The sequence below is a fragment of the Streptomyces sp. NPDC102360 genome (assembly GCF_044766085.1).
In the GTDB taxonomy this organism is placed as follows: Bacteria; Actinomycetota; Actinomycetes; order Streptomycetales; family Streptomycetaceae; genus Streptomyces.
In genome coordinates, this window is the sequence record NZ_JBIWLG010000002.1 from 700,576 (window position 1) to 725,866 (window position 25,291).

The window sequence follows — 25,291 nt, forward strand, 5'->3', positions numbered from 1 at the left end:
GGGTGGACGCGGGCAGGTCGCAGGGGGGCGGGCGTACTCCTCGGGTGCGGCACCGCGATCACCGGCCTGCTGTACCTCGCCGTCGCCGGAGCCGCGCTCGGCCCCTTCCTTCTCCTGCCGCGAAGCCGCCCCCGGGCACAGGCCGCGCCGACGGCCGGCGCCCGCCGGATCACCGCCCTCGACCGGCGCCGCCGATCCGGCCGGTGCCGGTCTCAGCGGCCTGCGCGGACGCGTCGAAGCTCTCGACGGCCGACTGCGCGTCGACAGCCCTTCCGGGGGACCCACCATCGTGACCGCGGAGCCGCCGTGCGCCTGATCATCGCCGAGGACTCGCCCCTGTCGCGCGAGGGCCTGGTGCGGCTACTCGCGGAGGAGGGGCGCGAGGTCGTCGCCGCGCTCGGGGACGCCGCCGCGCTGCCCGACGCCGTGGTCCTGCGCCACCTGGAGGCCTGACGCGTGGACAACGTACGGGAGTTGCCCGCTTCCGGGTCGACCCGGTTGTGGCTCGTCACGACAGCCCCGGGGAGCGCTCCACCCGGGGACGGCGTCGGCGTCCTCGACGCCGAGGAGGCGCGGCGGGCCGCGGCCTTTCGGTTCGAGCGGCATCGGGTGCGCTACATCGCCGCGCATCTCGCGCTCCGCGGCATCCTGGGCGAGCGGCTCGGCCGTGCCCCCAGCGACGTACGGTTCACGCGTCTCGCCTGCCCCGGCTGCGGCGGCCCGCACGGCCGCCCCGCCCTCGCGGACACCCCCGGCCCGCACTTCTCCCTCTCGCACAGCGGGGATCTCGCCCTGGTGGCGCTGGCGCCCGCGCCGGTCGGCGCCGATGTGGAGGAGCTGCCTTCGGCCGAGGTCGCCGAGGAGCTCACGGCGGTGCTGCACCCGCGCGAGCGGGCCGAGCTGGCGGCGCTCGCGGGGCCGGAGGAGCGCCGGCTCGCGGTGGCCCGCGCCTGGGTCCGCAAGGAGGCCTACCTGAAGGGCCTCGGCACGGGTCTGTCCCGCGGCACCGACCGCGACTACGTCGGCGCCCTGGCCGACTCCCCCGGCGCACCGGACGGCTGGTCACTGCGGGACGTGCCGATGCCGGAGGGGTACACGGCGGCTGTCGCGCTGGGTCCGGGGACCTAGGCCGACTTCCCGATGTGCGCGGTGCACGGGAGTGTTTGGCTGTCCCCATGACGGAATTCAGCGATGCCGAACGCGCCTACCTGAAGTCCCAGCGCCTGGGCCGGATGGCCACGGTCGATCCACAGGGGCGGCCGCAAGCCAATCCCGTCGGTTTCTTCCCGCAGGACGACGGGACGATCCTGATCGGCGGCTACTCGATGGGCACGACCAAGAAGTGGCGCAACCTGGAGGCCAACCCGAACGTGTCGCTCGTGGTCGATGACATCGCGAGCGTCACACCGTGGCGGGTGCGCGGCGTGGACATCCGCGGCGAGGCCGAACTCCTCGTGGGACCCCATGAGTTGGGGCCCCACATGAGCGATGAGGTCATCCGGATCCACCCACGGAAGGTGCACAGCTGGGGGCTGGAGGAGGAGGCAGGCTGAGGCCCTCACGCGCCCGCGCCCGCCGTTCAGAGGCAGCCCTCCAGCGTCAGCAGCTCGACCTTGCGCTCCAGGCCGCCCGCGTAACCGGTCAGTGCGCCGCTCGCTCCGATCACCCGGTGGCAGGGGCGCACGATCAGCAGCGGGTTGGCGCCGATCGCGCCGCCGACGGCCCGGACGGCGGCGCGCGAGGCGCCGATGCGGGCGGCCACTTCTCCGTACGTGGTGGTGGCCCCGTACGGTACGTCGTCGAGCGCGTCCCAGACCCGCCGCCGGAACTCGGTGCCCTCCGGCTTCAACTCCAACTCGAATTGCTTGAGTTCACCCGCGAAGTACGCGGCGAGCTGCCGCTCGGCCTCGGTGAACCGCGCGGGATCGCGCACCCACCCCTCCCCGACGACCCGGCCACCCTTCTGCCCGGGGACGGAGAGCGAGGTGAGGGCGCCAGAGGAGTCCGCGGTGAGCAGCAGTTCACCGAGGGGGCTGGTTACGGTGGCGTAGTACACGGTGTCGCCACCGGAGATGTTCTCGGTCCTGTTCACAACTGTCCTTCTACGATGAGGTGTTGGCGCGCGTACGAGCGCCAGGGGCGCCACGCGTCATCGGTCATGGAGTCGTCGGGCACGCCCACGTCCGGGTCGCCCAGGGCCCGCAGGCGGATCAGGGCGGCGGTGCGTGGGGGCATGCCGGGCAGCGCGCGCAGCGCCGCTTCGGCGTCGTCCCGGTCGGCGCCCGGGCCGAGGCGGAGCGCTCCGGTGTGCAGGGCGCGGGCGAGCGCGCCAAGCGTGCCTGGCTCGTCGGCCAGCTCCCCCGGCGAGGGGAACAGCCGGTCGACGGTGCCACTGGGCGCGTCGAGCCGCTTGCCGTACCGCTCGACGAGCCGCACGGCCTCCGCGGGCCCCGCGACCAGGCGCAGCGCCAGTTCGTCGGGGTCGGCGGCGCCGGGCGAGCGCAGTCCCGGCCGGGCGGCGACCAGCGGTGCGAGCCGTGGGTCGAGGGCGAGCCGCTCGTCGATCGCGTACGGGTCGGCGTCGAGGTCGAAGAGGCGGCGCAGGCGGCCGACGGCGGTGGTCAGATCGCGCAGATCGGTCAGTTGGAGGCGCGCGTCCAGCCAGCCGCCCCGGTGCTCGGCCTGCGCGCCGGGCTGGTCGTGCGTGGTCTCGTCGACGCGTACGACACCGGTGCCGTACGGAAGCCGCAGCGCGCGCCGGAAGGTTCGCGCACCGGGCCGCCCGGTCAACTCCTCGACTCCGTCGAGGAGTTCGGAAGCGAGCAGGTCGAAGACGGGACCGGCCTGGTAGGAGCCGCGGTGGGCGAGGCGCAGCGGGATCCCGGCGGCGGGAGCGACGGCGCGGCGCTTGTCGGGCGCCTCGGCGCGCAGCTGCGTGGGGGTCCGGGCGTACACCTCGCGGATCGTGTCGTTGAACTGCCGGACACTCGCGAACCCCGCCGCGAACGCGATCTCGGTGACCGGCAGCGGGGTCGTCTGGAGCAGGACGCGCGCGGTGTGGGCGCGCTGGGCGCGGGCGAGGGCGACCGGGCCCGCGCCCAGCTCGGCGGTGAGCTGGCGCTGCACCTGGCGGGCGCTGTAGCCGAGCCGGGTGGCGAGCCCTCCGACGCCCTCGCGGTCGACGATGCCGTCGCCGATGAGCCGCATCGCGCGGCCCACGACGTCGGCGCGCACGTTCCAGTCGGCCGAGCCCGGCACCGCGTCGGGGCGGCAGCGGCGGCAGGCCCGGAAGCCCGAGCCCTGCGCCGCGGCGGCCGTGGCGTAGTAGCGGACGTTGTGCCGCTTCGGGGTGACCGCGGGGCAGCTCGGCCGGCAGTAGATCCCGGTGGTCTCGACGGCGAAGAAGAACTCCCCGTCGAACCGCGCGTCGCGGCTGCGGACGGCTTCGTAGCGCGTGTCTTCGTCGGTCATCACACCTTAAGTGTGCCGCGCCCGAGACCCCCCGGCTGGCGGGATTCGGACGCGGCACCCCGGGGCTCCGCCCCGGACCCCGCTGCTCAATCGCCGCAGGGGCTTGATTTGGCTACCGGACACGCCCCCGTTTCGCCTCCATCGCGGCGCGCCCCTCGGCCCCCCTCTGCTTCCACACCTTCCGCATATCGGCCCGCAGCCTCGCATCGGTCCGAGCGGCAAGCCGCTGATTCTCGCGCAAGAGCTTGCGGTAGCTGTCCAGACGCCGCTCGTGCAACGACCCGTCCTCCAGCGCCGCCAGCACCGCACACCCCGGCTCGACCGTGTGCGCGCAGTCGTGGAAGCGGCAGTCCTCCGCCAGCGCCGCGATCTCCGCGAAGACCTGCCCGACGCCTCCCTCGGCGTCGTACAGGCCGACCCCGCGCAGCCCCGGCGTATCGATGAGCACGCCGCCGCCCGGCAGGGCGAACAGGTTGCGGGTGGTCGTGGTGTGACGCCCCTTGCCGTCCATGTCACGGACGGTCTGTACGTCCATCACATCCGCGCCCATCAGCGCGTTGGCCAGCGTCGACTTCCCGGCGCCCGACTGGCCGAGCAGCACGGACGTGCCATCGGCGACGACCGCCCGCAGCACCTCCGTACCGTCCCCGTCGAGCGCGCTGACGGGCAGCACCTGCACGCCGGGCGCGGCCGTCTCGACGTCGGAGACGAGATACGACAGGCCGATCGGGTCCGGCACGAGGTCGGCCTTGGTGAGGACGACCAGGGGTTGTGCGCCCGATTCCCAGGCCAGGGCGAGGAACCGTTCGATCCGCCCGAGGTCGAGCTCGGCCGCGAGGGAGACCGCGATGATCGCGTGGTCCACGTTCGCGGCGAGGATCTGCCCTTCGGACCGCTTGGAGGACGTGGAGCGCACGAAGGCGGTCCGGCGTGGCAGATACGCCTGTACGTAGCGGGGGTCGGCGCCGGCCGGGTCGACGGCGGCCCAGTCGCCGGTGCAGATGACCTTCATGGGGTCGCGGGGCACGACGTACTCGGTGTCGGCGTGCACGACCCCTTCCGGTGTGACGAGGTCGCACCGCCCGCGGTCGACACGCAGCACCCGGCCGGGCACGAGGCCGCGGTCGGCGAAGGAGGCGAACGCGTCCGCCCAGTCGGCGTCCCAGCCGTACGCGTCGAGAGCGGAGGTGGTGGTGGCCCCGGAACCAGAACTGGAACCAGAAGAAGAGGAAGACAAGGGGTGACCCTTCAAAGGGTGGCCCCGGCACAGGAACCGCGGAGAAATGCGGAGAACAGAGTCAGGTCAGCCGGTGGCCACGGAGGTGGACTTGATGAACTTCCGGATGCGGGCAGCGCCCATCTCAACGACAGCCATCGGTCGACACCTCCTCGATCACGCACTCGGCGCACATTCCACGGTGGCAGCGGCCACCCCGACACCGACGACGATAACCACAGCCCCCATGCACCCGCCACCGGTTTTTCACGTGGTCGGCCCCGGTGTCGGTGGACGTCGCACATCACGAACACGCACCATGACACGGTGTCACTTCCCCACCAGCCCCAGCAGTCCGAAGATTCCGAGCAGACCCAACAGACGCCCCTGCCGCGACACATGGTCGTGTGCGGCGACGACGCGTTGGCCGAGCGGCTCGGCACCGAACTGCGTGAGCTGTACCGCACCCAGGTCACCATCGTCGTACCGTCGACGCGCACCGCGGGCGAACCCGCGCAGGGCGGCGGCCGGATCCGGGCCGCCGCGCTGCTGAGCCGGGTGCAGGCCGCGATGGGCCGGCTCTCGCCGTCGGACGACGACTCGCTCGCCGGCCAGGCGCCACGCGTCATCGAGGCCGCGGTGCTCAGCGAGGACACGTTGACGGAGGCGGGGGTGGCGCGGGCGGACGCGCTGGCCCTGGTGCACGACGACGACGAGACCAATATCCGCGCCGCGCTCGCTGCCCGCCGCCTCAATCCCCGCCTGCGGCTCGTCATCCGGCTCTTCGACCGCAAGCTCGGCCAGCACCTGGCCCAGCTCCTCGACCAGGCGGCCGTGCTCGCGCAGCCGGACCTCGCCGCGGAGTCCCTCGACACGTCCACCACCATCCTGTCCGACGCCGACACGGCCGCGCCCGCGCTCGCCGCGACCGCCGTGGCGGGCACCGGCAAGGTCGTGCAGGCCGACGGGCTGCTGCTGCGCGCGGTCGAGCGCGCGCCGCGCGGCCGGGGCCGGCCTCCCGCCACCCCCGGCCTGTGCACGCTCGCGATCCTCTCGTCGTCGAACAACGACCCTTCGGACACGGAGGGTTCGGACACCTCGGGCCAGGAGGAGCCGGTACTGCTGCCGGACGACCAGGAGGTCGCCGCCGCGGTCGGGCGCGGCAGCGTCGTCCTCGACACCGTCACCCCGTCGGAGCCCGCGCTGCCCCCGCGGCGCCTCGCCGCGCGGGCGCTGCCGCTCGGCTCACTGTTCTCGCGCCGGGTGCGCTGGTCCCTTGCCGTGCTCGTGGTCTGCGTGCTCGGTCTCGCGCTCGCCACCTGGGCGACGACCGAGTCGAATCCATGGCGGGCCGGCTATCTCACCATGCTCGACCTGTTCGCCATCGACGATCCGGCGATCGGAGAGCCGGCGGCCCGGCAGATCATCCAACTCCTCACCGGATTCGCCGGGTTGCTGCTGCTGCCCGTGCTCCTGGCCGCGGTCCTGGAGGCGATGGGCACCTTCCGCACCGCGTCCGCGCTGCGCCGGCCGCCGCGCGGCCTGTCCGGGCACGTCGTCCTGCTCGGCCTCGGCAAGATCGGCACCCGCGTCCTGGCCCGGCTGCACGAACTCGGCGTCCCCGTCGTGTGCGTGGAGGAGAACCCGGAGGCCCGCGGCATCCCGCTCGCCCGCAGGCTGCGCGTGCCGACGGTCATCGGCGACGTACGCGACGAGGGGGTCCTGGAGGCCGCCAAGGTGTCCAGGTCGGGTGCCTTCCTCGCCCTCACCAGCCTCGACACCACCAACCTCGAGGCCGCGCTCTACGCCCGCTCGGTCAAGCCGAACCTCCAGGTGAGCCTGCGCCTGTACGACGATGCCTTCGCCACCGCCGTCTACCGCACGCTGCGCGCCGCCCACCCGCGCGCCCTCACCCGCAGCCGCAGCGTCACGACCCTCGCGGCACCCGCCTTCGCCGGGGCGATGATGGGCCGGCAGGTGCTCGGCGCGATCCCGGTCGAGCGCCGCGTGCTGCTGTTCGCCGCGCTGGACGTGGCGGGCCATCCGCATCTGGAGGGGCGTACGGTCGCCGCGTCGTTCCGGGCCGGTGCCTGGCGCGTGGTCGCCGTCGACACGACCGCGCCGGACGAGCGGCGGCCCAGCCTCTCGGCCGATCCGGAGGAGGACCGCGAGGAACGGGAGCCGGGACTCGTCTGGAAGCTGGACCCCGACTACGTACTTCGGCCGACCGACCGGGTCGTTCTCGCCGCCACTCGCCGTGGTCTCGCCGAGCTTCTGGCCTCGCAGGCCTCGTACTCCGTAGTTGCGTCGCGGCAATAAACCGTCGTTCGGCCTCCTTGAGGGCCGAACGACCCGGTCCGCCGGGCTCGCTCTCGCAGTACGCTCGCCCTAGTATCCGTTTCAGACGTTTCGTACATCTATGTCCCATACGGAAATCCAGGGAAGGGGCTCGCCCCGTGACCAGTGGCCTCAACGCCGACACCGTCGGTCCGGTGGACGTCGCCGTGCTCGCCTTCGACGGCAACCACTTCAGCGGCGATGTCGCGCCCGCGCTGCGGAATCTGCAGAAGGAGGGGACCGTACGGATCCTCGACCTGTGCTTCATCCGTAAGGCGGCCGACGGGTCCGTCGATGTCGTCGAGCTCGGCGACCCCGAGGTCACCGAGCTGTTCCAGCAGGTGGCCGACGTACGGTTCGACCTGCTCAGCGACGAGGACCTGAAGACGGTCTCCGACAACCTTCCGGCGTCGTCCTCCGCGCTCGTCCTGGCCTGGGAGAACACCTGGGCGGCGCGGTTCGGCGCGGCCGTGCGGGACTCGCGGGGACAGATGCTGATGTTCGAGCGCATCCCGCGGGAGACCGTCGACGAGGCCATCGAAGCCCTCGCCACGGCCTGACGACACACTTACGCGAGAGAGGTCAGCATGCCGCAACGATTCGGACGGCCCGGACTCCTTGGCACCATCGCCCGTACGGCGGTCATCTCCGGTACCGCCTCGGCGGTCTCGGGGCGGGTGAACCGCAGGATGGCGGATCGTGACGTGCGTCGTGAGATGGACGCGCAACCGGTGCAGCAGGCGGCGCCGGTTGCCGGTGGCACGGATCGGGTTTCGCAGCTTCAGGCGCTTGCCGAGTTGCGGGCTCAGGGGCTCCTCACGGAGGCGGAGTTCGCGGCGGAGAAGGCGCGCGTCCTCAACGGTTGAGCATCGTTGCGGCCCCCCGCCCCTACGCCACGGGGCTCCGCCCCGGACCCCGCTGCTCAATCGCCGCAGGGGCTTAAAAGATGCGATTGAGGCGATCTTTCCAGCCCCGCCGGCGTTTGAGGCGCGGGGTCCGGGGCGGAGCCCCGGCTTTTGAGCCCCGGTGCGGCGCCGGGCCCCGGAATCAGCCCCGCAGCGCCGACGCGAAGATGGCCGGGAGCTTTGCCGGGGACGGGGACGTCGTGTAGGACGTGAGGCGCTGCATCGTCGTGAGGCCCGTGCGGTTCGTGACGTAGAACGGCGGGCGCGGGGAGAGGGACGGCGAGCCGGTGAAGAGGCCGCGCGGGGACGGGGCGAAGGGGGCGCGCACCACCGTCTTCTCGATGTCCTCCAGCATGAACGCGTTGTGCACGAAACCGATGCCGCTGCCGATGTCCCCCCGGGTGTTGCCCGGGAAGGCCCCCCACGGCGTGTAGCCGAGCAGGAAGCCGAAGGCCGACCAGACGTTGACGCCGAGCGTGCCGTAGCGCAGCGCGGCGATCGCGTCGGCGACCGCGCCGGCGTGGGCGCGCTCCGTCTTCGGGTGGACGAGCAGCGTGGCGCCGAGGGTGCCGGGGAGCTTGTCGTTGGCGAACTCCGTGGCGGCGGCGAGGAAGTGCGACACGTCGGCGCCGGGGAGGCGGACCACACCGAGGGCGCTGGCGAACACCTCGTCGGTGATCAGGACGTCGTCCATGCCGTCGATCTCGGGGACGAGGACGCGGCAGGAGTCGTCGATGCCGAGCTTCTCGGCCTGCGGGTGGGCGTCCGTGACCTTGGCGACGCGGTCGGCCGCGCCCGGGTAGTAGTCGGGCCGCGGCGAAAGCTCGGCAAGGACCTTGCGGACCTCGGCGAGCAGCTTCTCCGTGCCGTCCCACTCGCGGGGCACCACGAGGACCTGCGTGGCGATGCAGTTGTGGCCCGAGTTGTTGAGCTTGCTGGTGACGATGTGCTCGGCCTGGAAGCGGAAGTCGGCGTCGCTCCACGGGCCCGGCGTCACGATGCAGGGGCTGACGCCGCCGAGCTCGCTGGTGAACGGCTTGTCGTTGAGCGGGGTGTCCTCCGCGCGGCGCTGCTCGGCCTGCTCGTCGACGCCCCACACGATCGCGTCGTGGGTGCGCTCGCTGCCGGTGACGTGGATGGTGTCGATGTCCTCGTGCCCGGTGAGGTACGCGCCCTCGGCGGCGCCGCCGTCCACGAAGCGGACCCAGCCGCGGTCCACGTACTCGGCGAAGACCTTCTCGAAGTGCGGGCGCAGATACGCGTTGACGGGGTTCATCTTGGCGATGACGACCTCGCCCTCCGCGTACAGCTTCTGGAGGATGTCGAGCGGGGTGATCGACGCGACGTTGCCCGCGCCGAGCACCAGGGAGACGGTCGGCTCGGCCTGCCGGCCCCGGTACTCCCCCGCCGCACGGGCCAGGACCTGTTCGCGGGTCGTGCCGGGCAGCGTCCACACCTGCGCCGTGAAGCCGTTCAGCAGCAGCCGGTCGGAGGTGAGCGTGGGGAAGACGTCGACGACGGTGCGGCCCTCGTGGCTGCGCACGGACTTGGGGTCGACCGGCTCCTTGCCCGCGGCGAGGCGGCGCAGGACGTGCAGGTACGCGGTGATCGTCTGGGCGAGCGCCCACGGCGCGGTGATCCAGTCCTCGGCGGCCCACTCGGAGGTCTCCGCGTAGCCCTTGGCGGCGGACGCGTCGGCGACCATCGCGGCGGCGCCCTCGGAGATCCGCGGGAGCGTCCGCTCCAGGAGCGCGATGCGCTCGTCCAGCGGCGTCGCGGTCCAGGACGGTGCGTGCTCGCGCAGGTCGCGGACGGCCTGGTCCAGCGGTGAGGTGTCGAGTGCTGCTGCGGCGCTCACGGTCAACTCCTTGGAAACGCGGGGGGAATGGGGGGTCGTGCCATCGATCATGCCATCCGGGGGTAACCCCCGGTAAGGGCAGGCTGCGTGACGGGCGCTCAGCCGGTCAACCGGGCCCGGTCGCGCTCCGGGTCGATCAGGGCGAAGGCGAGCACGGCGCCGACCGCGACGAGCACCCCGGTCACGAGCACGGCGTGCTGGTACCCGGCGTCGCCCTGCGCGTCGACGAGGGCGCCGACGGCGGCGGGCGCGAGCAGCCCGGACACCGTGACGAGGGCGTTCATCAGGCCCAGGGCGCCGCCGCTGCGGGAGGCCGGGGCGAGTTCGGCGACGGTGGTCGCGGCCACGGTGGCGTACGAGCCGCTGAAGCCGAAGCCGAGGGCGACGAGCACGGTCTGCGCGGGCACCGAGTCGACGAACGGCGTCAGGAGGCAGCAGACGGCGCCGATCGCGAGCATGAACCCGCCGACCCAGCCGCGGGCCTTCCTGCTGACGACGCCGCGCCGCATGAGCCGGCCGGTGAGCGTGGCCTGCCCGAGCAGGACGACGGCGCCGACGGCCCAGGGCAGGACGACCAACTTGCCCGCGGTGGACGCCGAGTAGTCCAGCGCGTTGCGCAGGTAGGACGGCATCCACACCAGCATCAGCGCGACGGACCAGTAGCTCATGAAGTACGCGAGGGTGCTGCCGATCCACGTACGGCTGGCGAAGATCTTCCGGTACGGGACCTTGGACGCGAAGGCGTCGCCGTCGTCGGCCGCCTTCGTGGTCGCCGTGGCGCGGGCCCGCGGGCTGTCCGCGCCGAACAGCGACCACAGCACCGCCCACACCACGCCGATCGCGGCAAGCACCCACAGGGCCGAGCGCCAGCCGTGGTTCTGGATCACCCAGGACAGGCCGGGCGCGGAGATGATCACGCCGAGCGTGATGCCGATGGTGAGCAGCGCGCTCGGCAGGTTCCGCTTGTCATTCGGGAACCAGGAGAGCGTGGCCTGCTGGGCGACGGGGAAGGCCGGGCCCTCCGCGGCGCCCAGGAACACCCGCGAGCCGATGAGCACGGCCAGTCCCCCGCCGACGGCCGCGGGCACCTGCGCCACCGACCAGAGCACGGCCATCACCAGAAGCAGCAGCTTCGGGGACACCCGGTCCGCCGCCATCCCCACGACGATCGCGGCGACGGAGAACAGCAGGAAGAACGCGCTGTTGGCGAGCCCGAACTGGGTGGCACTCAGGTGCAGATCGGCGCGGATCTCGTCGGCGGCGAGGCCGAGCACGGACTTGTCCGCGAAGTTGACCATCATGAAGACCACGAGGAGCGCGGTCACCGTCCATGCGCGGCGGCTCCCGCGCGCGGCCGGGCCAGCTTCCGTGCCGCGCATGGCGGCGGATGCGGTGGTCACGAGAGCGGCACTCCGGCGATGGCGATGCGCTCCATGACGCGCTTGGCCGGGAAGTAGTCGTTGACCGCGTAGTGCTGGACGGCGATGTTGTCCCAGATCGCGATCGAGTCCGGCGCCCAGTTGAAGCGGATCTGGAACTCGGGGATGCGCGCCTGGAGCACGAGGATGTCGAGGAGTTCGCGGTTCTCCTCCTCGGACAGGCCCTTGATGTACCGGGTGAACGGCTCGTTCACGTACAGGGTCCTGCGGCCGCTGCGCGGGTGGCGCACGACGACGGGGTGCTCGACCTGCGGCCAGTTGGCGCGGAAGGCGGCCTTCTGCTCGTCGTTCATGAGCGCGCCCCAGCTGGCCTCCCAGTCGTGGACCGCGGTGAGGTTCTCGATCCGCTCCTTGAGGTCGTCGGGGAGGTTGTCGTACGCGGCGCCCATGTCGCACCACATGGTGTCGCCGCCCGCTGCGGGCACCTCGATGGCGCGCAGGACGGCGCCGAGTGAGGGGTTGACCATGAAGGAGTGGTCGCTGTGCCAGATGTTCTTGTTGCCCGCGGCCTTGGCGTCCTTGGCGAGCCGGGACAGGCCGACGGTCTCGGTCTTCGGGAAGAACGGGTTGGGCTCCGGCGGGCCCCAGACGGCCGAGAGGGCGAGGTGGTTCTCGGCGTTGAAGCCGGTCTGGCCGCGGAAGAAGATCACCTTCCATTCGAGGAGCGCCTGGCGCAGCTCCTCTGCGAGCTCCTCGGTGATCGGCTTCGTCAGGTCGATGCCGCCGAGCACGGCCCCGAAGTGCGGGGTGAGCGGGTTGACCTCGAAGTGCTTGTAGTCCGCCTGCTCCGCGCCGGGCGCGAGGCGGTCCAGGACGCGGCGCCCGTAGTGCATCAGGGGCTTGTCCAGGATCGGCTTGGGGTTCTCGACGGGGGCCGTCGCGACGTCGTGCATGGGGGGTCCTCCCAACAGCGAACGCTATTACGTAACCGGCAGTATCGATATTGAAATGCGCCGGGGCAAGGGGTCCGCAAGAGATTTGACCGAGGGTCAGTGAACGGTTACCCGTGCTTCACGGCCGGACGTCGACCGCGCGGCCGATCAGGTCCACCACGGATTCGACCAGCTCCTTCTCCGGCGCCCGCTGCTCGGCGACGAGCCGGAAGACGAGGGACGACGCGATGAGGGTCGTGACATCGGCGATCGGGACGTCGGGCCGCACGTCGCCGCGCGCGATGCCGCGCTCCAGCACATGCCGCGTCTCGCTGGTCACCCGCGTCACGTACGCCCGGAACGCCTCGCGCCCCGCACCGGCCTCCGCCGCCGCGCTGATCACACCGGCGAGCAGCCGGCCGACACCGGGCTGCCGGTAGGCACGCACACGTTCCATGAGGACCGCGCGCAGTTCGGCCCTGAAGTCCCCCATGTCGGGCACCGTCAGCGTCCCGACGCGGGACTCGGCGGCGGCGATGATCAGGTCCTGCTTGGTGGGCCAGCGCCGGTACATGGCCGGCTTGCTCACGCCCGCGCGGGTCGCGACGGCGTCCATGGTCAGCGCGCCCATGCCTTCCTCCGCCACCAGCTCGACGACGGCCTGGAGCACGGCCTTGGTGACGTGCTCCTGGCGCGGCCGGCCCGGCCCCCTGCGCGCTTGCTTTACCTGCTCATCGGCCATGCCGAGACCCTACAGCGGGGCCCATCAGGTCAGTTCGGCCCGCAGCACATGCTTGGTGATCTTGCCGGAGGGCGTACGCGGAAGGGTGTCGCGCAGGATCAGCTCGCGCGGCACCTTGTAGCGGGCGATCCGCTCCTCCAGCCACACCCGCATCCCGGCCAGATCGATCCCGGCGCCCTCGCTCGGGACGACGAAGGCCACGACGGTCTCTCCCCACTGCGGGTGCGGGCGGCCGACGACGGCGACGTCGAGCACGTCCGGGTGACCCCGCAGCGCGCCCTCGACCTCCTGCGACGCGACGTTCTCGCCGCCTGTGATGATCACGTCCTTCATCCGGTCGACGAGCGTGACATAGCCGTCCTCGTCGATCTGGCCCAGGTCACCGCTGCGGTACCAGTCACCGGCGAACACCTCGGCTGTGGCCGCCTCGTCGTCCAGGTAGCCGAGCATGCGGGTGTCGGTGCGCAGCCAGATCTCGCCGCTCTCGCCGGGCTCCGCGTCGCGACCGTCGGGGCGTACGACGCGCAGGTCCACGCCCGGCATGCCGCCGCGCCCGATCGCGCCCGCCTTGGCCGCGTGCTCGGCCGGCAGGAGCGAGGCGCCCGCGGGCCCGGTCTCGCTCATCCCGTACACCTGCTGGAAGTTCTCCGTGCCGTACGCCTTCATGAGGCGGCGCACGGTGTCCGCGTCGAGCGGGCCCGCGCCGTAGAGCCAGGCGCGGACGGACGACACGTCGTAGTCGGCGTGGTCCGGGACCGCCTGGAGCGGGGCGATGAGTGCGATGGGCGCGCCGAACAGCGCGGTGATCCGCTCGCGCTGGATGAGTTCGAGCATGCCGCGCGGCTCGTACTCGCGCTGCAGCACCACCGTGCCGCCCGCGAACAGGGTGCCGAGGGTCATGTTGTTGAGCGGCGCCGCGTGCCAGATCGGCATGCAGATCAGGAAGCGCTCGTCCTGCTGGATCGACATCGTCGCCGCGGAGTACGCGGCGGTCAGGGCGGCGGTGCGGTGCGAGTGGACGCATCCCTTGGGGGTGCCGGAGGTGCCGGACGTGTAGAGGATCTCCGCCACGTCGGCGTCGGGGCGGTCCTCCGCCTCGTACGGTTCGGCGGCCGCGACGAGCGCCTCGAAGGCGTCGGCCGGGAGCGCTTCGGCCGGGGTGTCCGGGTGGCTGGTCAGCCAGCGTACGTCCGGGTCCGCGGCGGTCGCCCGCGCGCCGATCTCCGCGTCGACGAGGGCGACGCGCGCCCCGCAGTGCTTCAGCTGGCGCGCCACCTCGTCCGTCTGCAGCTTGTGGTTGAACGGTACGAGGGTGGCCCCGAGGCTCCAGGCACCGAAGGCGGCGAAGAGGAACGCCGGGGTGTTGTACGTCATCACGGCGAGGCGGTCGCCGGGGCCGAGGCCCGCCTCGCGCAGCGCGGTCGCGGCGCGGCGGGCGGCGTCGGCGAACTCCCGGTAGTTCCACCGCTGTTCGCGGTAGACGACGGCGTCCTTCGTGCCGCCCGAGCGAACAGCGCTGTCCAGCAGGGCACTGAGGTGCATTCACGTTCTCCTGACGAGCCGGCGGCCCTGGAACCCTCGGGACCGACCATGGCGGGAAACTCTGAATGATGGTTCACTGCTTGCATGGCCTACCGCAAGACCCCAGCCGAAATCCGTCGACTCGAAACGGCGCGCGAGCACCTGGTCGCGTGCGCCACCTCGGTCGTCGCCGAGGTGGGCTGGGCGCAGGCGTCCGTGACGGCGGTCGCCGATGCCGCCGGGATCGCGGCGGGCTCGGTCTACCAGCACTTTCCGTCGAAGGCGGCGCTCGCGGTCGAGGTGTTCCGGCGGGCCGCGGCGCGGGAGGTGTCCGTGATCGGCGAGGTGCTCCAGGGGGACGGCGACCCGGTGCTGCGGCTGCAGCGCGGGGTAGAGGTGTTCGCCCGCCGCGCCCTGGAGAACCGCGGCCTCGCGCACGCCCTGCTCGTCGCCCCCGCCGACCCCAAGGTCGGCGCCGAGCGCATCGACTACCGGCGCCGCTACCACACCCTGTTCGCCGAGGTCGTGCACGAGGGCATGGCAGCAGGGCTGCTGCCGAAGCAGGACGGCGCGATCACCGCGGCCGCGCTCACCGGCGCGATCGGCGAGGTGCTCGCCGATCCGCTCGCCGCCCACGACGAGGCCTCCGGCAGCGAACTGATCACCGAACTCACCGCCATGGCGCTGCGCTGCGCGGGCGCACCCACCGCCTGACCCGTACTCGTTGGAGGAGCCCCCTGATGCACTCGAACCCTTCGGTGACCCACGAAGTGACCAACCAGGCCCCGCCGTTGACGGGCCACGACGCCGCCGACGACCCGGTCCTCCTGGAGGGGATTCGCCGCGAGGGCGCCGAGTGGCACATCGACGAGCTGCACCGCTTCGGCCGCTACGTCGGCAGCGAGGAGGCCCGCCTCTGGGCCGACCAGGCCAACCGGCACGAGCCGGAGCTGCGCACCCACGACCGCTACGGCAACCGCGTCGACGAGGTGGATTTCCACCCCTCGTACCACTCGCTGATGCGTGCGACGGTGGCCGCGGGCGCGGCGGGTTCCGCGTGGGCGGACGAGCGGCCGGGCGCACACGTGGCCCGTGCAGGCACCTTCATGCTCGCCACGATGCTGGAGCAGGGGCACATGTGCCCGGTCTCCATGACGTACGCGGTCGTGCCCGCGCTGCGCCGCGCGCCCGAACTCGCCAAGGTCTACGAGCCGTTGCTCACGAGCACCGTCTACGAGCCCGGGCTCCGCGCCCCCGCAGACAAGCGCGGCTTGCTCGCCGGGATGGGCATGACGGAGAAGCAGGGCGGCACGGATGTGCGCGCGAACACGACGGCCGCGGTCGAGCAGGCGGACGGCGCGTGGCGGCTGCGCGGGCACAAGTGGTTCACGTCGGCGCCGATGAACGACGTGTTCCTGGTGCTCGCGCAGGCGCCGGGCGGGTTGTCGTGCTTCCTGGTTCCGCGTGTGCTGCCGGACGGGTCGCGCAATACGTTCCGCATCCAGCGCCTCAAAGACAAGCTCGGCAACCGGTCGAACGCGTCCAGCGAGCCGGAGTTCGACGACACGGTGGCATGGCTCGTCGGGGACGAGGGCAAGGGCGTGCGCACCATCATCGACATGGTGACGATGACGCGGCTCGATTGCGTCCTCGGGTCGGCGGCACATGTGCGCGAGTCGCTGGCACAGGCGGCGCACCATTCACGTCACCGTTCCGTGTTCGGGGCGAAGTTGATCGACCAGCCGTTGATGCGCAACGTCCTCGCGGACCTGGCCCTGGAGTCGGAGGCGGCGACGACGCTCGGGCTGCGGCTTGCCGGCGCGGCGGACCGGGCGCAGCGCGGGGACGCGGGTGAGCGGGCGTTCCTTCGGCTGGCGACGGCGGTGGGCAAGTACTGGGTGTGCAAGCGGCAGCCGGTGGCGGTCGCGGAGGCCCTGGAGTGCCTCGGAGGCAACGGTTATGACGAGGCGTCAGGCATGCCGCGGCTGTACCGGGAGGCCCCGCTCAACGGGATCTGGGAGGGCTCCGGGAACGTCAACGCGCTCGACATGCTGCGGGCGTTGACCCGCGAGCCGGAGTCCCTGGAGGCGTTCCGGGCGGAGGTCGAGGCGGCGTCCGGGGCGGATGCCCGTCTGGACGGTGCGTGGCGGGAGCTTCAGGTGGAGTTGGGCTCGCCCGAGGATGCGCAGTTGCGTGCGCGGCGGGTGATCGAGCGGGCGGCGCTCGTACTTCAGGGCTCGCTCCTGGTGCGGCACGCGCCGGCCGCGGTGGCCGACGCCTTCTGCGCGAGTCGCCTGGCCGGCGATCGGGGGTTGGCTTTCGGTACGTTGCCGCCCGCGGTGGGCTTCGGGGCGATTCTGGAACGGCTGCCCGCGTAACTCGGCGGCCCCGGGGTTGACGCCACGGGGCTCCGCCCCGGACCCCGCGCCTCAAACGCCGGCGGGGCTGGAAATACCAATCGCCGGCGAGGCTTGATCTGTCAAGCCCCGCCGGCGATTAAGCAGGCCTTTCAAGCCCCGCGGCGATTGAGCAGGCCTCTCAGCCTCCGCGGCGATTGAGCAGGCCTCTCAGCCTCCGCGGCGATTGAGCAGGCCTTTCAAGCCCCTGCGGCGATTGAGCAGCGGGGTCCGGGGCGGAGCCCCGGGTGCGCAACGCCGGCGGGCCTTGAATGGCTCAACCGGGCTGCGTGCCCCTTACCTCGCAGGTCACGCCACCCGCCGCGCACCAGTGCGTACGCCCGCCCACCAGGTGGAGTTCCAGGTCCGCGGCGGACATGCCGTTGCGGTCGAGGGCGGTGCGGAGGGCCGTGGGGGCCGGCTGCGGTGGCAGGCCGAGGACGCCGATCACCACCACGCCTTGGCGGGCCTCCACGGACGCGATCTGCCACTTCCCCGTCGCCGCCCACTCCTCGGCGACCGGCCGCGCGTCCGCCGCGAGGATCCGGTCCCGCCACACCGACACCGTGCCCGTGGTGAGCGGCACCGCGATCAGTACCAGCAGCCCGACCACCGCCACCAACGTACGGCCGTGGAACTCCCCCACGTGCCACGTGGACTCCCGGGCCGCACCCCGGATCCCGTACACGAGGAAGACCACGGTGCCGGTCGCCACGATCGCGGCGACGTTCGTGGCGAACAGGAGCGCGGACTCGCTCGCGTCGTGGAATCGGCCCACCGTGATCAGCAGCCCCGTGACGGCCAGCGGCGGCACCAGCGAGATGGCGATCGCGACGCCCGGCAGCGTGTCGGAGATGTCCGCGCGGACCAGCGCGAACGCGCCCACCGTGCCCGTGGCGAGCGCGGCCAGCAGATCGATGAGGCGCGGGCTGATCCTCGACGACACCTGCGAGTTCGACGCGAAGTCGTCGGGCGGCGCCGCGATCCACCCCAGCAGCATCCCGATCGCCACCACCGCGAGCGCCCCGCAGAGGACGAGCAGCACGCACCGGACGACCTGGGAACGGTCCGCGAGGACCAGGGCGAGCGCGCTGCCGAGGATCGGTGTCATCAGCGGGGCGACGATCATCGCGCCGATGACCGTGGCCGTCGAGTCGCCCACCACACCTGCGGCCGCGATCACCGCCGCCAGCACGAGCAGCCCCCAGAACCGGGTCGAGCCGGGGCTCTTCCACGAGCGCTCGATGAACAGGGTGTCCGTCATGCGGCCGACTGTGGCCGCGTCGACCTTTCCCATCGCCCCCCTCACCGTCCCGGCACGGCGTCCCCGTCGCCGGCCCCGTTCCCCACCGCCGCCAGGAACTCCACCACCGCCAGCAGGAACAGCAGGCACAGCGCGATGCCGACGACCACCCACCCGGTCGGGTACGACCAGAGCAGGTAGACGAGGAGCGAGCCCGCGATCAGGATCCAGACGATCCAGGTGCGGTGGTCCCGCACGAACGGGCCCACCGGCCCCGTACGGAATCCGGCCCGGTCCGCGGTGACCCGCGTCGCGTCGATGCCGGAGATCCACAGCCCGCGCACCAGGCGGGCCCGCTTGCCGCGCCCGGTGAGCCACGCGCCGAGCGCCACGACGACGCCGAGCGCGACGACCATCCGGACCATGGTGAACAGGAAGTGCGTCATGGTGTCGTAGACCGCGGCCGCCGCGTCCTGCGAGACGCCTCCCGGCAGCCGGTCGAGGTAGATCACGCGGAAGACGCGGAGCCCGATGCCGAGCAGACCGCAGCTCACGGCGACCGCGAGCGCGGTGGCCACGAGCGACCTCCGGCGGCGTACGGAGAGCAGCACGCCCGCCGCGACGAGGACGAGGGCGAGGACCGGCAGCCAGTTGCCCATCACCTGCAACAGCCGCATGTACGTCTTGGCCTTGCCGATGTTGTCGTTCGTGACGAGCGTGAACTCGGTGTGCACCTCGGGGATCTTCGCGGCGACGGTGAGGCCGGAGTCGACGAGGCGCTGCTTGACCTGTTCGACGACCGGGCCGAGGTCGAGGGTGACGGTGTCGCCGCCCTTCAGCTCGACCGCCCCGCCGCCGCTGCCGGTCAGTGCCTTGTCGAGGGCGCTGTGGGCCTTGCGGTTGGTCTGCTTCCAGATGTTCTCGAAGGCGTCGGAGGCGACGACCCCCTGCGCCTTGTCCTGGACGAAGCTGCGGACCGCGCCTTCGAGGGAGTCACCCAGCTTGCCCAGGGACTTGTCCACGAGCGGCCGGTCATCGGTGGGCACCTCGGAGAGCAGGGACTGCAGGTCGATCCGCTGCATGATCGCGTTCGTGGCGCGGTTCGCGACGGCCTTCTGGATGTCGGGGTCCGAGGCGAGCGGGCCGACGGTGGCGACGTAGCGGTCGGTGTCGCCGACGGTGTCGGCCGCCCAGGACGCGACGATGCCGAGCGGCGCGAGGACGCAGCCGATCACGATGAGCACGACGGCGAGGAACGACCGCCCCCGGTGCCGCCGGCCTCCGCGCTCGGCCTCCAACTCGGCCACCCGGCCCCGCAGTCGCGCGAGTTCGGCCTGCTCGGCAGGGTCCATGGGCGCCGTGTCCTCCGCCACCGTTGCCTCCTTGTAGACGCGCGAGCGCACGCTGTTGTGAAAGCAAGGGGAACCGCTGCGCCGCCACCGGGCGAGCGGACGGAGCCAGGCGAGTGAACGGCGAGGCCACCGGGGCACCCCGGATGATTCGCCCGAAATGCGGGGGCGAATACGGCGGGTAATACTGCACCGGACATCCGCCGCACCCGGAACTCGACCGGAAAGCCTCATCGTGGATCCACAGAACTCGCCCTACGGGCACCAGTCCTACGGCCAGCCGTATGGCCAGTCGTACGGCCAGGCCGAACCCGGCTACGCACCCGAGCCACAGCCGCAGCCCCGCCTCGACGCCGGAAAGCTGTGGGCGGGCGGGCTGATGACCGCCGTGATCGCCGCCCTCACCGCGGTGGTCGCCCTCCTCCTCGTACGAGGCGTGCTCGACGTCCCGGTGTTCGCGCCGGAGGGCGACGGCCTGATGGGCAACGCGACCACCGGAGCGCTCGCGGGCGGCGCCGCGGTGGCGGCGCTCGTCGCGACCGCGCTCCTCAACCTGCTGATCGTGGCGACCCCGCGGCCCGAGCGCTTCTTCGCCTGGATCATCGGCCTCGCGACCGCGGTCATGGTGCTGCTGCCGTTCACGACCGGGCTCACGTGGCAGGCGAAGCTCGGCACCGCGGGCGTGTATCTCGTGATCGGCATCGCCATCGGCTCCCTGCTGTCCTCCGTGGCGAGGGGTGCGGTGCGGCGCTACTGACCGGGCCCCGGAAAACTCGTGGCCCGGACCCGGCGGCCGCGTTACCCTCGGACTCATGAACGTCATGGGCAGCACCACCACCGCGACCGCGCGAGCGACCAGCTCGCCGGTTGCCGCCGCCTGACGTACCAGTTTTCCCACCGGCGACCGGAAACGGCCGCCGGTTTTCTGTTGCCCCAACGCGCTCCGTCGGCCGCTTCCGGTGCCTTTCGCCCGCATCACGCGAAGGAGTCACCCCATGCGCACCGACGACGTCGTCCGCACGTTCACCGAGTTCTACGAGGACCGCGGCCACCGCCGCGTCACCGGCTCGACACTGCTGCCGCCGCCCGGCGACCCGGTCCTGTTCACCACCTCCGGGATGCATCCGCTCACCCCGTACCTGGAGGGCAGCCCCCATCCGCTGGGCCGGCGGCTCGTCAACATACAGCGGTGTCTGCGGACCACGGACCTGGAGGAGGTCGGCGACCCCACGCATCTGACGGTCTTCGAGATGCTCGGCACGTGGTCGCTCGGCGACTACGAGGGGCCGCAGAGCCTGGAGTGGGGGTACGAGCTGCTCACCGAGGGCTTCGGCATCGATCCGCGGATGCTGTACGTGACCGTGTTCGGCGGCGACGGGCAGACAGGGCCCGACACCGGTTCGCGGGAGGTGTGGGAGCGGCGCGGGTTGCCGATCGAGGAGACCGTCGAGGACAACTGGTGGGACAACGGGCCGACCGGTCCTTGCGGTCCGGACTCGGAGATCTTCCTGTGGACCGGGGACACCCCGCCGGAGTCGAGCCCGACCAAGGACGAGCGCTGGGTGGAGGTGTGGAACCACGTGACGATGCGTTACCGGCGCCTGGACGACGGCTCGTTGGTGCCGCTCCCCCAGCGCAACGTCGACACGGGCCTCGGCCTGGAGCGGCTGTCCTCCCTGCTGCAGGGGAAGCCGTCCGTCTTCGAGTGCGACGTCTTCGATCCGTGGCGGCTGCTGCTGCCGGGCCTCTGGCCGCTGGACGAGCCGTCGCTGCGGGTGGTCGTCGACCATCTGCGCTCGTCCGTCGTGATCGTCGGCGACGGGGTGCGGCCGTCGAACACCGGACGCGGGTACGTGCTGCGCCGGCTGATCCGGCGGGTGCTGACCGTGCTGCGCCGCGAGGATCCGACCCGCACGCTCGGGGACCTGCCGGTCGAGCTGATCCGGCACACCCTGGACCACTTCCGCCAGGACCTCGGCCCGTCCCGCGTACGCCAGGTGCTGCTCGACGAGGAGCTGCGCTTCGACCGGCTCCTGGAGCGCGGCAGAAAGGTGCTGTCGCGGCCGCGGTTCTCGGGCCCGCTGAACGAGGACGACCTGCACTATCTGCACGACACGCACGGGCTGCCGCGCGAGCTGGTGCTGGGCCTGCGGGAGCAGTAGACGCGGGTTGAAGGGGCTGCTCCTCCAGGACGCTAGACCGGCAGCCCCTTCGGCTCCTTGATGCGCTTCATGATGATCTGCGAGTTCACCTCTGTGACCCCGTCGAGCGCGGTGAGCTCCTCGATCCACAGGCGTTCGTACGCGGCGAGGTCGGCGACCGCGATGCGCAGCATGCAGCCGGGACTGCCGAAGAGCCGGTAGGCCTCGATGACGTCGGGGATATCCTGAAGCGCGTGCTCGAAGGCCTCCACGGAGGCGCGGTCGCGGCGCACCTCGATGGAGACGAGGACCTCGAAGCCGCGGCCGACGGCGTCCGGGTCGACGACCGCGCGATAGCCCTGGATGACGCCGTCCTTCTCCAGCTGCCGCACGCGGCGCATGCACGGGGACGGGCTGAGGCCGACGCGTGCGGCCAGGTCCTGATTGCTCAGGCGGCCGTCCTCCTGGAGCTCACGCAAGATATGCAGGTCGATCCGGTCCATGGCGCAATCATGCACCACGCTTTGCGCGATCATCGGCCAGGATTCGCAATCCGATTGCGCAGATCAGGATTTATCCTTGCTGTAGATCGAACATACGCTCCCCACGCGCGCGGGAGCACCGACTCTTGGCGAGGCAGGTCACATGGCACGCATCACCCTCATCAGCACCGGAGGCACCATCGCCAGCCGCTGGCAGGGCACCGGCTACGCCGCCGACGCCGGCGGGGACACGGTGCTGGCGTCGGCCGCGCTGCCGGAGGGGGTCGAGGTGACCGTCGTCGACCTGTTCAACGTGAACAGCTCGCGGATGACGACGGAGCTCCAGCTGACGCTGCTGCGCACGGTGCGCGAGGTGCTCGCCGACCCGGCCGTCGACGGCATCGTGGTCACGCACGGCACGGACACCCTGGAGGAGTCCGCGTTCCTGCTCGACCTGCACCACGACGACCCGCGCCCGGTCGTCTTCACCGGCGCCCAGAAGCCGCTCGGCCAGGCCGAGGGCGACGGACCGGGGAACATGTACGACGCGCTCCAACTCGCCGCGAACGTACGGGACCTGGGCGTGCTCATCGCCTTCGACGGGAAGGTGCACGCGGCGCGCGGCACCGTGAAGACGCAGACCCTCGCGGCCGACGCCTTCGCCGACCCGTCCGCAGGACCGCTCGGCCGGCTCGGCTTCGGCCGCGTCGACATACGCCACAAGCCGAGCCGCCCGGCCCCGCTGCCGGAGCCGCAGGCCGGTGAAGCGATACCGCGCGTCGACATCGTCATGCACCACAGCGACGCCGACGCCACCCTCTTCGAGGCGGCCGTCGCCGCGGGCGCGCGCGGCATCGTGCTGGTGGCCACGGGCGCGGGGAACGCGACGCCGGAGCTGGTCGACGCGGTGTCCTCAGCCGTACGCCGAGGAGTCCTCGTCGCCGTGTCTACGCGCGTATCCGCGGGCCCGCTCGCCGAGATCTACACCGGTGGCGGCGCCGTGGACCTGGTCGCCGCGGGCGCCGTGCTCAGCGGCACGCTGCGCGCGGGCCAGACCCGGATCGCCGTGCTGGCCGCGCTCCTCGCGGACGTCTCCCCCGCCGCCCGGCCGGACCTGCTCGGCCGTCTGATCGACGCGCCGGGCGCGCTGCCGGCCGGCGAGGAGCCGACCGGCGAGCAGACCGCCGCGTAGTCGCAGGACCTCGCGGCGGCCGGAGGGATCAGAACTCCACGGCCTCTTCGTTGGGCGCGAGGCTGTCCATGAACGAGCTGACCGAGAACACGGCCCGGCCCGCACCCGCCGGACCGTATCCGGGAGGCGAGGAAAGACCGTGCTCGTCCATGGCGTTGCGGTACGCGTCGAGCAGCCGGATGTGGTACTCCAGCGGCGCGCCGTTCGGGTTCTCCTTGCCGAGCGGCGTCGTCGGCTCGGGGCACCAGGTGGTGAAGCGCGGCGTGATGCCGTTCGACATGAAGAAGTTCAGGCCCTCCGTGGTGGAGGCGATGGCCTCGTCGACCGTCTTGAAGCCGAACGGCTCGGCCATCTCGACGCCCGCCACGAAGTTCGGGATGACGTTGCGCGCGCCGAAGACCTCGCGCGAGTCGAGGATCCGCTTGTGCCACTCGTCGCGGCCGACGTAGCGCTCCTTGCCCGGGCAGTACATCTTGAACAGGTACTCGTCCCACACCTCGAAGTTGGGGTGGTAGATCTGCACGCCGTAGTCCTTGAAGCGCTGCACGTCGTCCTTGGGCAGCGCCTGGGCCACGACCTTGCCGATCCAGCGGTCCGGGAAGTACTCCTCGATGGCCTTGGCGTACCGCCCGTAGAAGTCCGCCTCGTCCAGGCCCTGGACCTTCGACGTGATCGCGCCGCCGGTCAGCGTGTACGCGGTCGACGTCTTGCCGGTGTCGTACTTGTTGATGATCTCGAGGGCCTCGAGCACCTCGTCGACGTCCTTCACGCCCGTGTACGGACGGCCCGCCGCCTTGTGCTGGCGCCAGTTGTGGTTGATGTCGCAGTACTGGCACTCCTCCTTGGCGCCGAAGTACTGGCAGACCCGGAACGCGGTCAGGTAGATCAGGTAGCCCCACTGGATCGTGGGCGCCACCTCCATGACCGACTTCCCGTTGGAGAGCTTGTGCCGGTAGTACTCCGGCATCGGCGGCACGCCCACGTCGGAGATGCGCTTGCCGTCGAGGTACAGGCCGAGCATGCCGTCCTCGTTCGAGGCCACGCGGTACGGCGACTTCGGGTTCACGCGGACCGAGACGACCGTGCGGCGCAGGTCGTAGGGGCCGCCGGTGAGGACGATCTCCTCGGGCGGGCGGCGCAGCGCGGCCTCGCCCAGCTCGGGCAGCGTGCCGTGGTCGAAGGAGAAGATGAAGTACGACTTCGGCTTGACCTCGCCGTCCTCGTTGTCACTCAGCGCGGACGCGTCGAAGGCCACGCCGCCGCGCAGCAGGTCCTCCTTGAAGACCGCTTCCTTCGGAACGTGCGGGAAGCGCTCCATCAGGTCCTCTACCAGCGCCGTACGGCTCTGCATCCCGTTACTCCTCGACCCTCTGCTGTGCTGCGTCTTCTACGGTTTCTCGCCTCCTCACGGTACGCCCCGGTCGCCGGTCAGCCCTGACGGGTCCCCGCTCGGGCCACGATGTGGGCGGGCGCGGTGATGCCCACGGGCAGCAGCGGGTCGGCCGTGGGTGCGCCCCAGCGGCCGTTCAGCGGCAGGGTCCCGGCCCAGAGACCGAGCTCCGCGTCGGCCGACGCCCCGTCGTCGGGCGCGCCGGACCGGATCTGCACGGACGCCTCTTCGAGGGAGAGCGCAAGGAGCGTGGTGGCGGCGAGCTCCTTGCGGTTCGGCTGCCGCGCGTACGTCCACTGGCCGGGGGTCGCGTGCTCGGTGAGGCGGCGGAGCCCTTCGAGTTTCTCGTCCTCGTCGGTGAGTACGCGCGGCACGCCGTGCACCATGGCGCTGCGGTAGTTCACCCCGTGCTCGAAGACGGAGCGGGCGAGGACGAGGCCGTCGACGTGGGTCACCGTCACGCACACCGCCGCGCCCGGATCGGCCGCGAGGCTGCGGCCGGCCACGGTCCCGTGCACGTACAGCCACCGCGCGTCACGCCCATAGACGGTCGGTACGACGACGGGGGCGCCGTCGACCATGACACCGAGATGGCACAAGAAGCCCGCGTCGAGGATTGCTTCCAGGTCGGCGCGGTCGGTTCGCGGGAGGGTGCGGTGGTCGTCGGTGTGCGTCATGCGCAGGCACGGTACGCCAATCAAGCCCCTGCGGCGATTGAGCAGCGGGGTCCGGGGCGG

Annotated in this window: 23 protein-coding genes and 1 pseudogene; 11 read left to right on the forward strand and 13 right to left on the reverse strand. The window is 71.8% G+C overall.

Features of this window, described 5'->3' with window-relative positions; genetic code table 11:
* Nucleotides 1-306: 306 nt before the first annotated feature.
* The 3 genes and pseudogenes from ACIRHA_RS12590 to ACIRHA_RS12600 form a co-directional block, all read left to right on the forward strand.
* Nucleotides 307-432 (forward strand): annotated as a pseudogene (locus ACIRHA_RS12590) (DNA-binding response regulator); the annotation flags it as partial.
* A gap of 24 nt (nucleotides 433-456) precedes the next feature.
* Nucleotides 457-1,128 (forward strand): 4'-phosphopantetheinyl transferase family protein, encoded by a 672-nt coding sequence (locus ACIRHA_RS12595; RefSeq protein WP_403843637.1) that lies wholly within the window; start codon nucleotides 457-459, stop codon nucleotides 1,126-1,128.
* 47 nt (nucleotides 1,129-1,175) lie between these two features.
* Nucleotides 1,176-1,553, forward strand: coding sequence for a PPOX class F420-dependent oxidoreductase (locus ACIRHA_RS12600; RefSeq protein WP_403843639.1), 378 nt, complete (start codon nucleotides 1,176-1,178; stop codon nucleotides 1,551-1,553).
* 26 nt (nucleotides 1,554-1,579) lie between these two features.
* On the opposite strand, the gene ACIRHA_RS12605 is transcribed toward ACIRHA_RS12600, so the two are convergent.
* From ACIRHA_RS12605 to rsgA, 3 genes are all read right to left on the reverse strand, one after another.
* Entirely contained in the window at nucleotides 1,580-2,092 is a 513-nt protein-coding gene (locus ACIRHA_RS12605; RefSeq protein ID WP_403843642.1) for a methylated-DNA--[protein]-cysteine S-methyltransferase, read from the reverse strand.
* Nucleotides 2,089-3,471, reverse strand: coding sequence for an Ada metal-binding domain-containing protein (locus ACIRHA_RS12610; RefSeq protein WP_403843644.1), 1,383 nt, complete (start codon nucleotides 3,469-3,471; stop codon nucleotides 2,089-2,091). The genes ACIRHA_RS12605 and ACIRHA_RS12610 overlap by 4 nt, the downstream gene beginning before the upstream one ends.
* Before the next feature lie 112 nt (nucleotides 3,472-3,583).
* Nucleotides 3,584-4,708, reverse strand: coding sequence for a ribosome small subunit-dependent GTPase A (gene rsgA / locus ACIRHA_RS12615; protein WP_403843646.1), 1,125 nt, complete (start codon nucleotides 4,706-4,708; stop codon nucleotides 3,584-3,586).
* A 378-nt stretch (nucleotides 4,709-5,086) separates the two neighbouring features.
* Between rsgA and ACIRHA_RS12620 the strand changes: the two genes are divergently transcribed.
* The 3 genes from ACIRHA_RS12620 to ACIRHA_RS12630 all read left to right on the forward strand — a co-directional run bounded on the left by ACIRHA_RS12620 (nucleotide 5,087) and on the right by ACIRHA_RS12630 (nucleotide 7,890).
* Entirely contained in the window at nucleotides 5,087-7,006 is a 1,920-nt protein-coding gene (locus ACIRHA_RS12620) for an NAD-binding protein (protein ID WP_403844474.1), read from the forward strand.
* 137 nt (nucleotides 7,007-7,143) lie between these two features.
* Entirely contained in the window at nucleotides 7,144-7,584 is a 441-nt protein-coding gene (locus ACIRHA_RS12625) for a DUF6325 family protein (RefSeq protein WP_403843649.1), read from the forward strand.
* A 27-nt stretch (nucleotides 7,585-7,611) separates the two neighbouring features.
* Nucleotides 7,612-7,890: an SHOCT domain-containing protein gene (locus tag ACIRHA_RS12630; RefSeq protein ID WP_403843651.1), complete on the forward strand. Its 279-nt coding sequence runs from the start codon at nucleotides 7,612-7,614 to the stop codon at nucleotides 7,888-7,890.
* A gap of 181 nt (nucleotides 7,891-8,071) precedes the next feature.
* On the opposite strand, the gene ACIRHA_RS12635 is transcribed toward ACIRHA_RS12630, so the two are convergent.
* The 5 genes from ACIRHA_RS12635 to ACIRHA_RS12655 form a co-directional block, all read right to left on the reverse strand.
* Entirely contained in the window at nucleotides 8,072-9,787 is a 1,716-nt protein-coding gene (locus ACIRHA_RS12635) for an aldehyde dehydrogenase family protein (protein ID WP_403843653.1), read from the reverse strand.
* 98 nt (nucleotides 9,788-9,885) lie between these two features.
* The gene (locus ACIRHA_RS12640; RefSeq protein ID WP_403843656.1) at nucleotides 9,886-11,187 is read right to left on the reverse strand and encodes an MFS transporter; all 1,302 of its coding nucleotides are present in this window, start codon (nucleotides 11,185-11,187) and stop codon (nucleotides 9,886-9,888) included.
* Complete coding sequence (locus ACIRHA_RS12645) at nucleotides 11,184-12,119, reverse strand: TauD/TfdA dioxygenase family protein (protein WP_403843658.1); 936 nt, start codon at nucleotides 12,117-12,119, stop codon at nucleotides 11,184-11,186. The genes ACIRHA_RS12640 and ACIRHA_RS12645 overlap by 4 nt, the downstream gene beginning before the upstream one ends.
* Before the next feature lie 118 nt (nucleotides 12,120-12,237).
* A complete protein-coding gene (locus ACIRHA_RS12650; RefSeq protein ID WP_403843660.1) occupies nucleotides 12,238-12,840 on the reverse strand; it encodes a TetR/AcrR family transcriptional regulator in 603 nt (200 codons plus the stop codon).
* A gap of 24 nt (nucleotides 12,841-12,864) precedes the next feature.
* Nucleotides 12,865-14,382, reverse strand: a complete 1,518-nt coding sequence (locus ACIRHA_RS12655; RefSeq protein WP_403843662.1) for a class I adenylate-forming enzyme family protein — start codon at nucleotides 14,380-14,382, stop codon at nucleotides 12,865-12,867.
* An 84-nt stretch (nucleotides 14,383-14,466) separates the two neighbouring features.
* Between ACIRHA_RS12655 and ACIRHA_RS12660 the strand changes: the two genes are divergently transcribed.
* Together ACIRHA_RS12660 and ACIRHA_RS12665 are read left to right on the forward strand one after the other, a co-directional pair.
* Complete coding sequence (locus ACIRHA_RS12660; protein WP_403843664.1) at nucleotides 14,467-15,075, forward strand: TetR/AcrR family transcriptional regulator; 609 nt, start codon at nucleotides 14,467-14,469, stop codon at nucleotides 15,073-15,075.
* Nucleotides 15,076-15,101: 26 nt separating this feature from the next.
* Complete coding sequence (locus ACIRHA_RS12665) at nucleotides 15,102-16,739, forward strand: acyl-CoA dehydrogenase family protein (protein ID WP_403843666.1); 1,638 nt, start codon at nucleotides 15,102-15,104, stop codon at nucleotides 16,737-16,739.
* Nucleotides 16,740-17,034: 295 nt separating this feature from the next.
* On the opposite strand, the gene ACIRHA_RS12670 is transcribed toward ACIRHA_RS12665, so the two are convergent.
* Nucleotides 17,035-18,021 carry a TIGR00341 family protein gene (locus tag ACIRHA_RS12670; protein ID WP_403843669.1) on the reverse strand — a complete coding sequence of 329 codons (987 nt, stop codon included), beginning with the start codon at nucleotides 18,019-18,021 and terminating at the stop codon, nucleotides 17,035-17,037.
* 41 nt (nucleotides 18,022-18,062) lie between these two features.
* Nucleotides 18,063-19,373 (reverse strand): hypothetical protein, encoded by a 1,311-nt coding sequence (locus ACIRHA_RS12675; protein ID WP_403843671.1) that lies wholly within the window; start codon nucleotides 19,371-19,373, stop codon nucleotides 18,063-18,065.
* Nucleotides 19,374-19,584: 211 nt separating this feature from the next.
* Between ACIRHA_RS12675 and ACIRHA_RS12680 the strand changes: the two genes are divergently transcribed.
* Together ACIRHA_RS12680 and ACIRHA_RS12685 are read left to right on the forward strand one after the other, a co-directional pair.
* Entirely contained in the window at nucleotides 19,585-20,106 is a 522-nt protein-coding gene (locus ACIRHA_RS12680) for a DUF6069 family protein (RefSeq protein WP_403843674.1), read from the forward strand.
* A gap of 238 nt (nucleotides 20,107-20,344) precedes the next feature.
* Nucleotides 20,345-21,511, forward strand: coding sequence for an alanine--tRNA ligase-related protein (locus ACIRHA_RS12685; RefSeq protein WP_403843676.1), 1,167 nt, complete (start codon nucleotides 20,345-20,347; stop codon nucleotides 21,509-21,511).
* A 32-nt stretch (nucleotides 21,512-21,543) separates the two neighbouring features.
* Here ACIRHA_RS12685 and ACIRHA_RS12690 read toward each other — a convergent pair whose 3' ends face one another.
* Nucleotides 21,544-21,993, reverse strand: coding sequence for an Lrp/AsnC family transcriptional regulator (locus tag ACIRHA_RS12690; RefSeq protein WP_403843679.1), 450 nt, complete (start codon nucleotides 21,991-21,993; stop codon nucleotides 21,544-21,546).
* Nucleotides 21,994-22,135: 142 nt separating this feature from the next.
* Between ACIRHA_RS12690 and ACIRHA_RS12695 the strand changes: the two genes are divergently transcribed.
* Nucleotides 22,136-23,164: an asparaginase gene (locus ACIRHA_RS12695; RefSeq protein ID WP_403843681.1), complete on the forward strand. Its 1,029-nt coding sequence runs from the start codon at nucleotides 22,136-22,138 to the stop codon at nucleotides 23,162-23,164.
* Between the two features lie 28 nt (nucleotides 23,165-23,192).
* On the opposite strand, the gene ACIRHA_RS12700 is transcribed toward ACIRHA_RS12695, so the two are convergent.
* Together ACIRHA_RS12700 and ACIRHA_RS12705 are read right to left on the reverse strand one after the other, a co-directional pair.
* On the reverse strand, nucleotides 23,193-24,515 hold the full coding sequence (locus ACIRHA_RS12700; protein WP_403843684.1) for a radical SAM protein: 1,323 nt from the start codon (nucleotides 24,513-24,515) through the stop codon (nucleotides 23,193-23,195).
* A gap of 77 nt (nucleotides 24,516-24,592) precedes the next feature.
* Nucleotides 24,593-25,231 carry a pyridoxamine 5'-phosphate oxidase family protein gene (locus ACIRHA_RS12705; protein ID WP_403843686.1) on the reverse strand — a complete coding sequence of 213 codons (639 nt, stop codon included), beginning with the start codon at nucleotides 25,229-25,231 and terminating at the stop codon, nucleotides 24,593-24,595.
* Between the last annotated feature and the right edge of the window lie 60 nt (nucleotides 25,232-25,291).

Excerpts from the sequence above, each read along its gene's own strand:
- ACIRHA_RS12695 (WP_403843681.1), top strand. The coding sequence starts at position 22,136 with ATGGCACGCATCACCCTCATCAGCACCGGAGGCACCATCGCCAGCCGC.
- ACIRHA_RS12630 (WP_403843651.1), top strand. The coding sequence starts at position 7,612 with ATGCCGCAACGATTCGGACGGCCCGGACTCCTTGGCACCATCGCCCGT.
- ACIRHA_RS12600 (WP_403843639.1), top strand. The coding sequence starts at position 1,176 with ATGACGGAATTCAGCGATGCCGAACGCGCCTACCTGAAGTCCCAGCGC.
- ACIRHA_RS12665 (WP_403843666.1), top strand. The coding sequence starts at position 15,102 with ATGCACTCGAACCCTTCGGTGACCCACGAAGTGACCAACCAGGCCCCG.
- ACIRHA_RS12645 (WP_403843658.1), bottom strand. The coding sequence starts at position 12,119 with ATGCACGACGTCGCGACGGCCCCCGTCGAGAACCCCAAGCCGATCCTG.
- ACIRHA_RS12660 (WP_403843664.1), top strand. The coding sequence starts at position 14,467 with ATGGCCTACCGCAAGACCCCAGCCGAAATCCGTCGACTCGAAACGGCG.
- ACIRHA_RS12610 (WP_403843644.1), bottom strand. The coding sequence starts at position 3,471 with ATGACCGACGAAGACACGCGCTACGAAGCCGTCCGCAGCCGCGACGCG.
- ACIRHA_RS12655 (WP_403843662.1), bottom strand. The coding sequence starts at position 14,382 with ATGCACCTCAGTGCCCTGCTGGACAGCGCTGTTCGCTCGGGCGGCACG.
- ACIRHA_RS12690 (WP_403843679.1), bottom strand. The coding sequence starts at position 21,993 with ATGGACCGGATCGACCTGCATATCTTGCGTGAGCTCCAGGAGGACGGC.
- ACIRHA_RS12620 (WP_403844474.1), top strand. The coding sequence starts at position 5,087 with ATGGTCGTGTGCGGCGACGACGCGTTGGCCGAGCGGCTCGGCACCGAA.
- ACIRHA_RS12650 (WP_403843660.1), bottom strand. The coding sequence starts at position 12,840 with ATGGCCGATGAGCAGGTAAAGCAAGCGCGCAGGGGGCCGGGCCGGCCG.
- ACIRHA_RS12685 (WP_403843676.1), top strand. The coding sequence starts at position 20,345 with ATGCGCACCGACGACGTCGTCCGCACGTTCACCGAGTTCTACGAGGAC.
- ACIRHA_RS12700 (WP_403843684.1), bottom strand. The coding sequence starts at position 24,515 with ATGCAGAGCCGTACGGCGCTGGTAGAGGACCTGATGGAGCGCTTCCCG.
- ACIRHA_RS12670 (WP_403843669.1), bottom strand. The coding sequence starts at position 18,021 with ATGACGGACACCCTGTTCATCGAGCGCTCGTGGAAGAGCCCCGGCTCG.
- ACIRHA_RS12705 (WP_403843686.1), bottom strand. The coding sequence starts at position 25,231 with ATGACGCACACCGACGACCACCGCACCCTCCCGCGAACCGACCGCGCC.